The organism is Pseudomonas sp. FW305-E2 (assembly GCF_058782925.1).
Genome location: NZ_JBYSYE010000081.1, coordinates 1 through 9694 on the forward strand (window position 1 = coordinate 1; position 9694 = coordinate 9694).

9 protein-coding genes, 1 tRNA gene and 2 pseudogenes are annotated in these 9694 nt (G+C 53.5%); 10 read left to right on the forward strand and 2 right to left on the reverse strand.

Annotation, left to right across the window (positions count from 1 at the left end; genetic code table 11):
- Positions 1-1103: methyltransferase (locus AC3WLP_RS27465; RefSeq protein ID WP_103340325.1), on the forward strand; the 1103-nt coding region annotated here is incomplete at its 5' end.
- A 354-nt stretch (positions 1104-1457) separates the two neighbouring features.
- Here the strand turns inward: AC3WLP_RS27465 and AC3WLP_RS27470 are convergent.
- Positions 1458-1745, reverse strand: coding sequence for a DUF3077 domain-containing protein (locus AC3WLP_RS27470; protein ID WP_047603189.1), 288 nt, complete (start codon positions 1743-1745; stop codon positions 1458-1460).
- Between the two features lie 530 nt (positions 1746-2275).
- Here AC3WLP_RS27470 and AC3WLP_RS27475 point away from each other — a divergent pair.
- The 3 genes and pseudogenes from AC3WLP_RS27475 to AC3WLP_RS27485 all read left to right on the forward strand — a co-directional run bounded on the left by AC3WLP_RS27475 (position 2276) and on the right by AC3WLP_RS27485 (position 3310).
- Positions 2276-2523: pseudogene (locus tag AC3WLP_RS27475) on the forward strand (hypothetical protein).
- 98 nt (positions 2524-2621) lie between these two features.
- Positions 2622-2697: transfer RNA gene (locus AC3WLP_RS27480), tRNA-Thr, on the forward strand.
- A gap of 289 nt (positions 2698-2986) precedes the next feature.
- Complete coding sequence (locus AC3WLP_RS27485) at positions 2987-3310, forward strand: helix-turn-helix domain-containing protein (RefSeq protein WP_011953230.1); 324 nt, start codon at positions 2987-2989, stop codon at positions 3308-3310.
- Here the strand turns inward: AC3WLP_RS27485 and AC3WLP_RS27490 are convergent.
- Entirely contained in the window at positions 3307-3657 is a 351-nt protein-coding gene (locus AC3WLP_RS27490; RefSeq protein WP_088513510.1) for a type II toxin-antitoxin system RelE/ParE family toxin, read from the reverse strand. The genes AC3WLP_RS27485 and AC3WLP_RS27490 overlap by 4 nt on opposite strands.
- Positions 3658-3846: 189 nt before the next feature.
- On the opposite strand from AC3WLP_RS27490, the pseudogene AC3WLP_RS27495 reads away from it, so the two are divergent.
- The 6 genes and pseudogenes from AC3WLP_RS27495 to AC3WLP_RS27520 form a co-directional block, all read left to right on the forward strand.
- Positions 3847-4239, forward strand: a pseudogene (locus AC3WLP_RS27495) (tyrosine-type recombinase/integrase); the annotation flags it as partial.
- A 927-nt stretch (positions 4240-5166) separates the two neighbouring features.
- Complete coding sequence (locus AC3WLP_RS27500; protein WP_088513507.1) at positions 5167-6147, forward strand: integrase domain-containing protein; 981 nt, start codon at positions 5167-5169, stop codon at positions 6145-6147.
- The gene (locus AC3WLP_RS27505) at positions 6144-6419 is read left to right on the forward strand and encodes a hypothetical protein (RefSeq protein WP_088513506.1); all 276 of its coding nucleotides are present in this window, start codon (positions 6144-6146) and stop codon (positions 6417-6419) included. Before AC3WLP_RS27500 ends, AC3WLP_RS27505 begins: the two co-directional genes overlap by 4 nt.
- Before the next feature lie 248 nt (positions 6420-6667).
- Positions 6668-7426 (forward strand): hypothetical protein, encoded by a 759-nt coding sequence (locus tag AC3WLP_RS27510; protein WP_088513483.1) that lies wholly within the window; start codon positions 6668-6670, stop codon positions 7424-7426.
- Positions 7423-8718 (forward strand): radical SAM family protein, encoded by a 1296-nt coding sequence (locus AC3WLP_RS27515; RefSeq protein WP_143516734.1) that lies wholly within the window; start codon positions 7423-7425, stop codon positions 8716-8718. Before AC3WLP_RS27510 ends, AC3WLP_RS27515 begins: the two co-directional genes overlap by 4 nt.
- A 101-nt stretch (positions 8719-8819) precedes the next feature.
- Positions 8820-9308 carry a hypothetical protein gene (locus AC3WLP_RS27520; protein ID WP_088513482.1) on the forward strand — a complete coding sequence of 163 codons (489 nt, stop codon included), beginning with the start codon at positions 8820-8822 and terminating at the stop codon, positions 9306-9308.
- The last annotated feature ends 386 nt before the right edge of the window (positions 9309-9694 follow it).

Below are 9694 nucleotides of genomic sequence, written 5' to 3' on the forward strand. Positions count from 1 at the left end.
CCCTGCAACTGCCCTGGGAAACCACCCACCCCGAACTCGCCACCCACCTGCGCCAATGTTCCCTGGCAGACGCCGAAGCCGACAGCGCCGCTGACCGCTTGCCCGCGCCCTTCCCGCAACTGGCCGAACAAGTCCAAAAGCTCGCCGCCCTCGGCAGCCTCCCTCAGACTGACCTGCCACCCGCCGCCCACCGCCTGGACGTCGCCGTCCCCGGCCGCAAATGGCAACAGATCGAAGCCTTCGCCAGCCACCTGGCCTTCCGCGAGCAGCCCCGGCACTGGCTGGACTGGTGTTCTGGCAAAGGCCACCTCGGCCGTCGCCTGCTGCAACCTGGGCAACACCTGACCTGCCTGGAGTACGACGCCGACCTGGTCGCTGCCGGTCAGGCCCTGAGTGCACACCACCACTTGCAAGCACAGCACGTACATCAGGATGTGATGGCCAGCGACAGCGCTCGCCACCTGGCTGACGATAAAAGCGTGGTTGCCTTGCATGCCTGTGGCGATCTGCATGTACGCCTGCTGCAACTGGCCAGCCAGCAAGGTTGCCGGCAACTGGCCATAGCCCCCTGCTGCTACAACCGCATCGCCGCGCAGCAATACCAGGCGTTATCCACAGCCGCGCAGGCGTCGAGCCTGCAGCTGTCGCTGGACGACCTGGGCCTGCCCTTGAGCGAAACCGTCACTGCCGGCGCCCGCGTGCGGCGCCAGCGCGACACCTCGATGGCCCGGCGCCTCGGCTTCGACCTGCTGCAACGCCAGCAGCGCCAGAGCGATGAATACCTGCCGACGCCTTCCCTGCCGGTGGCCTGGCTGGAGAAGCCCTTCGAGCAATACTGCCGTGACCTGGCTGAACTGAAGCAATTGCCAGTGAGCGGCAACCCGGACTGGGCAATGCTGGAAGCTGCGGGCTGGCAACGCCTGGCCGAGGTTCGGAACCTGGAGCGCGTACGCAACCTGTTCCGTCGGCCACTGGAGCTGTGGCTGGTACTCGATCGCGCCCTGTTCCTCGAAGAACAAGGCTATGACGTGCGCCTGGGCCTGTTTTGCGATTACCCACTGACCCCGCGCAACCTGCTCATTCTCGCGGAACGCGACGGTTAGCCGCAGCACAGCCTGTGGATAAGTCTGTGAACAAGCTTGTGATTACCTGTTGGATCCAAGCGCTATTTCAAGCGCTTGGCTTATTCCTGCTTGCGGCTACAGCCCAGTAAAAACAGGCGTTTGCGCAAAGACCAGCGGCGTAGCGATCCGGCATGCCTTTCGCTCAGGTCTCCGATGCCACTTGTGCATAAACATTTCTTGTGGTTGACGCAAGCGGCTTTTGTGGGAGCGGCCTTGCGTCGCGAAAGGGCCGCAAAGCAGCCCCGGCGATTTCAGAGATTGTGCCGAAAACGGGGGCCGCTTTGCGGCCCTTTCGCGACGCAAGGCCGCTCCCACAAATGACCGCGTCAATGCCTAATGCGCCTTGCCCTTGGCGATCTCGATATCGTTCATCAGCGCCTTGGCCATGTCGCACAGGTAATCGGCAGCCCCCAGGAATTTATGGTCGTCCTCCATATCGCCCTCGCGCACCAGGTGCTTGATGTAGCCCATCAGGATCGAGACATGCTCGTAGGCCGCGTCGACGGGAACGCCGGGCTCTACGCGCAGGAGATTGAGGGATGGGTTACCGGCTGCGAGGAAGGTTTCCACGCCTGCGGTTGTGATTGGTTTGGGGGTGTTATCTGGCGGAAGGCTTTTCAATTTTTCGAACTCCTATATTCCTCAAGGAGTTGCAGCATTCATTCTTTCTCACCGGAACAAATGGCGGCAACCGTGCACAGGGTGAGAAACCGAGTGAATATAGGAAGCCTCGGCCAGACCGAAGTCTGCCCGCGCACGGTCGCCATTATGCAGCCGCTAAATTCGTAGTCGGGTTCTCACACCCGGTCGCCAGAGCGACCCGCAAACGGTATCTGTGAGCCCTTTCCCCAACAACAGCGTTACTTCGACGGCGCGCGTAGGATACTTCCGAAGCATCCAAATGCTGAAGCTTTTAGCCCCATGGTTCAGAATTGCCTTACACAGATAACCCGGCTTACCCGCCCCCGTGTAGGAGCGGGTTCACCCGCGAAGAGGCCAGACCAGACAACACAAGGCTAATGCTCCACCCTTGCAACGGTGTATCATCCGCCCCCCAAATCATTAAAAAGTGACGTCGCGCGCTGCCCGCCAGCCCCGCGACCTTCTGGCGTTGCGCCAGAACCGACAATGGACCACCGGACCTGAGCATCGTGACCCGAGCCAACCCCCTCGCCCTGCTGACCTTCGCCCTGGCCCTGACCGGCTGTGCCGGCGGCACCTCGCCCCACCCCAACAGCAACCTGGGGTGGAACCACCCCGGCATGCAGCTGGGCGGCGACAACGGCCTGCCCCTGCGCACAGAAGCCCCATGCCGCAAGCGCGGCTGCGACAACGACAAGCTGTTCTTCAACCCGGTAAAAGCGAGCCTAGCGTCACCACCATGCACCGCGGCTGGTAGGAAAATTCTTCTTTTGGGCCGGTGACTTAGGTCTTTTGCGAACATTCGCAAGGAAGTGGTTTACAGGCGCCAAACGATCGCTATAATGACGCCCCATTGCCGGTATAGCTCAGATGGTAGAGCAACTGACTTGTAATCAGTAGGTCCCGGGTTCGATTCCTGGTGCCGGCACCATACGCAGTATCAAAAAAGGCTCACCGAAAGGTGGGCCTTTTTTGTTTTCCCCCCGCAGCCCCCAATCCCCTGCCTTCCAGATGCCCTGAAGCCACCACGATCGGTGTAGGAGCTGGCTTGCCTGCGATGGGCTGCGCAGCAGCCCCAACCCCCCCCCAAGCAGATGCAATTCTCTGATCACAGCCCAGCTCAAAAACAGACACACCCTCCAACACAAACGCTTTGACTCGCCAACCAATCCCCACTACGATTTATCGCAAATTTTAGATATTTCTGCCGAGGCAAGCCAATGGCGCTTCAATTCCACGAAAGCCCTTTCCACGCCACCCACGACGCAGATACCGCCAGCAAAATGGCCTTGAAAATGGACTTGTCCATTTTCATCACTGACTGCATCAAAAAAATGGGCCTCAAGCAGCATGATGCCGCGGCCAAGTTGAACGTGACCCAATCCCGCATATCCGAGCTTGCAAATGGCAAGATCGAGAAATTCACCTTGGACGCCATGATGGACATGCTGGACAAGCTCGGCTTTCGCACAACCCTGACCCTGCCCTCGAACGATGCCGGTTCACCGCCCCAGATCGTGATCACCCAAACGCCTGGCAGCTAAACCCTGTATCCCATTTTTCTCAGTTCTTGCTTCAACTCTTTCATCCGCTGTTCGGCGACCTGCATCGCGTGCCGGTCGGACCTGTTGGTCGTTTTTACGAACGAATGCAACACGACGACCATGTCTGCAAATTTGGCCACATACACGCATCGGAATGCAGGGCTGCCGTTGATGATGAGCTCAATCGCACCCGTCCCCACCGATTCCGTCAACGACTTGATCGGCCGCTCTGGGTCCTGGCCATACTGGATGCGTCGCAGGTCTTTACCAAAATCGTCCTGAACGTCCTTGGGAAGGTCTTTATATTCACGCTCAGCAGCTGCACTCACAAACGCAAACTTTTTCAACGGTCTACCCACGGCGAGATTCTGGATTGGGGACGGCATGGATGCCAGGAGGAGGGAATCTAGCGCAGTGGCTTGCAGTTGGCGGAATTAGAAATGTTTCGCGGTTTGACCCTGAAATATCGTGTTTCTCTCGCCCGCTGAAATCAGTTCGACCTCATTTGGGGCCGGTTACATTCACGTTGTACCCCGCCGCATGCAGTGGCCTTGCTTGGGCAGATCCACACGATCACTGGCAAGTTCGACATGGTGTTCGCGGGGGTTGCCGTACTCAGAACAATGGGCTACGACACCAAGGTGGATATCTGCGGCCACGGGTTCCGAGCCATGGCGTGCAGTGCGCTGGTCGAGTCCGGGCTGTGGTCAGAGACCGCCATCGAACGGCAGATGAGCCACAAGGAACGCAACAACGTGCGGGCCGCTTATACCCACAAGGCCGAGTTCCTCGAAGAGCGCCGGATGATCATGACCTGGTGGAGCCGGTTTCTGGAGGCGAACCGCGAGGACCATGTGACGCCGCATGAGTTTGCCAAGCAAACGGGCGAGAACGTCACGCGCCTTCGCAGTGCCAAGAGGACCGAGTAACCCGCCGCACCACCGCATCAAACTCGCTGTGAAGTTACCCACAGCACCGCATGAAGCTCCTCCGCGCAGGTCCTTTCAAACGGGGCTGCAAAGCCGCCCCGTTTGAAAGGACCATACCTAAGAAAAAACTGCTGGCACAGCTTAGTCTGTGGAAAACCACTGATGTCCACCGGGGGATAGTTTTATCCACAGGCGCTAAATCCCTGATATCGCGCGGCTTGACGAATATTGTCCACAAGCGTAGACCAGGAGTCGCAAGAGCTGTCGATGACAGCACCCAGGTGACCCGAACCTTGAAGGTCACGCCGCTCCCGCGGTGGTTCACCCGCAAGTACGATTCGCGTCCGGCAGCTCGTACGGTCACTACCCATGTGATGGATGCCAACTCAATATCGTTGCCCCTGCGGCAACCACCCTACCCGTCTGCTCAGCAGCAACCTATCCGCTTGGCCATTTCGCGTGCGCCAACCTACGCCCGTCTCTTTCACCGGAAAGAGACGGGCGCTTCTAACACTGCTGCAGCCCTGATCGCACATGGCTCAGCCGCAATTCCCCTCGTGACAATTGGCGTGACAAACGCCGATGTCACCAGCAACAGCCATGCAGATGATGGTGCCGCAGACCAAGGAATGGACTGCACCTGACTGACAGTCAGGCATGCCCCGGTCACCGCATCGCTGCGTTAACCCGGCTCAGGATCTCGCGGCACTGGTCTCGTCAGCCAATGCAGCCTCCACCCGCCCACCGGTAACGGTGTTCAGGAGGCCAGATCATGAGATGCCCTTGCTCCCGGACGTAAGGAGCCGCCAGTCCCGCGTTAGAGGACATCCCCACAGGTCGCAGGGGCCTTGATCCCTGATAACACTCAGCATTCTTGGCGGGATGACGTGGGGCGAGGATTGGAGAACGGCAGAGGAGGTGACCGACATGGCATTGGTAGGTAGACGCGATGGTCGCAATTTCGGTTATGGCAGGCAATTGAGCTACGCAGGGCGGCAGGCGCTGAACGATATGTTCGGCGGTGGCCACTACGGCACGGTCAAAGCGCACTGTGACCGGTGGCAGGCATTCGTGAAGTGGTGCCGCTCCGAACAAGGGCCCGCCATTAATGATGCGCGACAGATTGATCGGAAGGTGTTGGCCGACTACGCGGCATATCTGCGTGATGTGGTTAGGCGCGGTGACCTCGCGGTCAGCACCGCACAAAACCGGCTATCCAGCGTTAACAGGACCATGGCGGCGCTTCGCGGTGATCAGTACGTGAAATTGCTCAGTCCGAGCAAGGCGTTGGGTATGCAGCGCACCGGAGTTCGACACGAAGTACCGCAGGGCCAAGACCGCGCACAGGTTAAGCAGATCTTCGATGCGCTTTGTCGCCAACATCAGCTACGGGCCGCCGCGATTGTTCTGTTGGCCAGAGCCACCGGAATGCGCTTGCGCGAGGCCATCTTGGCTGACCTGCCAAGGCTAAGCCGTGAGGCTAACGACCTAGGCAGGATCAACATTCAGGATGGTACCAAAGGCGGCCGCTCCGGTGCCTCCGCCCCCCGGTGGATCAGGGTAGATGACGATGTTCGCGAAGCTCTTAGATTTGCAGAGCAGATATCACCTGTGGCCAGCCGCAACATGATTGCACCACACGAAAGCTACCGTGATGTTTTGCAGGGAACAATCCGTCCGACGCGGGACGTCCTCCATGGCCACAACCTAAAAGGCTTTCATGAGCTTCGGGCGGCGTTCGCGTGTGAACGCTATGAACAAATCACCCAATACCGCGCACCGATCAACGGCGGCCAATGTTGCCAGGCAGATAGGCACCTTGATCATGAGGCCCGGAGGCAAATCAGCTATGAGTTGGGGCATGCCCGGATCGACGTGGTCGCGGCCTATCTTGGCGCATGGACATGAGTATGCCATTCGATATGGACCTGTTCCTTGAGGGTGTGCTGATCGGATCGCACGCAACGCGGCAACGTCATCTGAGCCAAGCAAAAATGATTCAAGCTGCAATCGCAAAGCGCTGGCAGCGAGAATCCCCTTGGACTTGGCAAAGAAAACATGTTGCTTGGTTTCTCGAGCATTACATGCGTCGACGCTGTGAGGCTACGAGGTATTACTACGTGCTAACGGTTAGGTTGCTCGCTCGAAGGTTAGGAAGATCATGGGTATTCACTCTGTGATCGGGACCTGATGCTGATAATCACCTGCGGCATCAACCGGGTGGGATCAGCCACACGAACGCACGTAGAAATTGGACGGTCCCTATTCCCACGCCCATGGCTGGGAAGCTGATACCGCCTCAACCTGACACTGGACATCACAGATCGTCAAGTAATTTAGCTAAAATGCGGAATGGAAATGGTTTACGCCCGCATAATGTTTTATGATCTTCAACCAAAACCCAAACCGCTAAAGGAGTGCTAAAGCGATGAAGTTTTTCTCGACACCGCCAAGATGGGAAGAATATAAAGACTTCTATCAGCTAACTATCTTTAGATACCTAGCGATGTGGTTCTCGATAGTGCCACTTATAGCAGGGCTATTGTCGGGGCTTCCAGACCCATTACCGATCAATGTAGCTGGCAATGTTTACCATATAAGCCTGGAGCTTCCATTCAACTGGAAAATCTTATGGCTGTCATCTTTTATTTTTTTAATTTCCTTTGGCCTGTACTCATATAAGTGCCCTCCATTCATAAAAAAATACAATCAGTTCTCCGACTACTTGGCTTATTGCCACGACAAAAGATGGATGGCTTGGTTAATTAAGGATTTATTTGACTCCAATGTTGATTTCAAGAAATTCAGAGACAGGATGCTAGAAAAAGGGTACGCTGAAAAGGCTTCTGCTAGCTTTCAAAAAACCAATCAAAACCCAATTGTACTTGAGAAGCAGACTCTCGTTTACATAGAGGTTGATGGAGAAGTTTATACTTCTGCGTTTCCTATTAAAGGATCAGCCGATGAGGCTAACGAAGCAGAGCGTGGAGTTTTTTGGGAAATTTTCGGACGTTACTCCAGCTCAAATTATGCCTGCCGAATCATCATTAGAATTTTGCTCCTAATCAGTGCTCTGCTATTTACAATTGTACTTCTTCAAAATATCTATGCTGGATTAACTTATCTTGCACCCTCGCTTAAAAATGGATTTACCGTACTTAAAGGCTGTATTGGTAGCTTGCTGTGAGAAAAACATATAAATATTCAACATCACTGACAAGCCAACTTGCTTTTTGCGCAACGCCACTCAGGCTTGACAGTTACAACAATTGCCAGTTCAATTGTGGATATTGCTTTGCTAGAACCAGGGCTGGCTTTGGTCGCGATGAAAAATTGCAGTTTGCAAGCCCAGATGCACTAAGAAAAAGGATGAAGCGTGTATCGACAGGCATAATAAAATCCGCCCTTGATGAGTTCATTTCAAGGCGCATACCATTCCAAATGGGCGGAATGTCTGATCCATTTTCTCCCATAGAGGTGAAGGAGAAAAGGACTTTACAATTTATTCGAATTCTAAACGAATACGACTATCCTTTTATTGTGAGCACAAAAAGTAACTTGGCAGGCACTATAGAGTACTCCTCCGCATTAAGCGAAGCTAACGCATACGTGCGCTTCTCTACCACAGTAGTTGACGAAAGATCGAGATCAGGCCTTGACAAGGGATGCGCATCAATATCTGAAATATCATATGCTGCGGAAAGGCTTTCTTCTCTTGGCGTACCTATAAGCTTTAGATTTCAACCGATAATTCCAGGGCACGAGCGCAATTCAGAGAGTTTACTGTCAACAGCATTTAATTGCGGAGTAAAACATGTTTCAGCTGAATATCTAAAAGTCCCACTCGAAGCAAACACCAAATTCAGTCAAGAACTTATAGACTTACTAGGTGGCGATCCGGTTTCCGTTTATATGGCGCTCGGCTCTCGAAAACAAGGCAGTGAGTATTCACTACCCTTATCTTATCGGTCAAGCCACTTGATTTCCATGAGAAATAAGTCAAAGTCTCTCGGTATGACTTTTGGATTTGCAGACAACGAACTGCTGCTTCATTCAGATGGCGACTCATGTTGCAGTGCATCCAATCTATATTTAAGGGGAGCGAATTTTTTTGGTGCCAACATCGTATCTCTGGCAAAGAAAAAACAAGTCGGCGAAAGCATTTATTTTTCTGAGCTTGCCTCTCAATGGATGCCTGTACACTCATTAAATTCCTACCTAAATTCGAAATCACGCTTGAAGGCAGCGCAAGATGAGCCCGTAAAGTGGTTATCTTATTTGCGCAAGATTTGGCTAGGTGAGCATGGTCAGTACTCACCGCTTTTTTTTGATGGCATATCCTCAACAGGTGTTCTAGATGAATTTGGGATGCCAATTTACATCAGGAGCATTAGTGACTTTCAGGCAGAACTATTTAGCAAGGAGCCGCATAGAATACAATCTCTCTCAGATAAGACGGAATTTCTGCAACTGGCGTGACCATCAACAAAATCCGATGCACACCAGAATGCCTTGCCATTCCATTGCAACATATCAGTAAATATCGTCATGAGTTGTTCCTGATAAAGGAGAGGCAATAAATGGAAGCTGCTATATTCGGATTCATAGGCGCTTTGATGGGAGCCGTTCTCGGTTTTATAGGATCTCTCATTAGTACTTTTGGGAAATCAAAGGATACCCAGCTTGATGTTCGCACGAAGGTGGTTACAAATGAGCGAGCACAATGGCGGAAGGATATGCGAGATCTAGCAGCAGCATATGTTGTTTTGTCCACTCACTTGGCCAACACATCTGACTCAAGCGCTGAAGATACAAATGAATTTGAGCGCACTCGGGTATTAATTCGGCTACGGCTCAACGCCCACCCCGATCATAAACTTGATGCAAAGCTTCTGCGTACGCTTCCCCTGATAGCCACGCACACAAAAAACAAAAATCTTGGCTCACTCAAAACGAGTATTGAGGAGTTTGAGCTGGACATGCAAACTCTTTTGAAACGCGAATGGGACAAATCAAAACGCGAAGCTGAAAGTGGAAATATTGCAAGTTCGGATAGGCATGCAGCCTGACGCTGAAGGCATAAATTTTTGCATTACACTGTGGAAGCATAATAGTCAGAAATTGACCGTATGAGTACTTGCCCCTAGGTAGTAATCGGCCTACGCCAAGCGCAGTGTACGCCAGTTGCTAGCGCTTAGCAGCTCGACAGTTTACCACCCTATTATGCGAGCATAAGTTGCGCCCACGCGCGAAGGAAGTGGATTTGAATTCGCCTATCTCGCTGCTTCCAAAGGAGCAAGTGTTAAAGGATAGTTTTAGAGATAGCAGTCCATGTCCATAACAATAAAACTCATAAGAATCTTATGCTTATAGACTTTTTCGATTCCTGGTGCCACCATACGCAGTATCAAAAATGCTCACCGAAAGATGAGCTTTTTTGTTTTCAGTGCCGTTA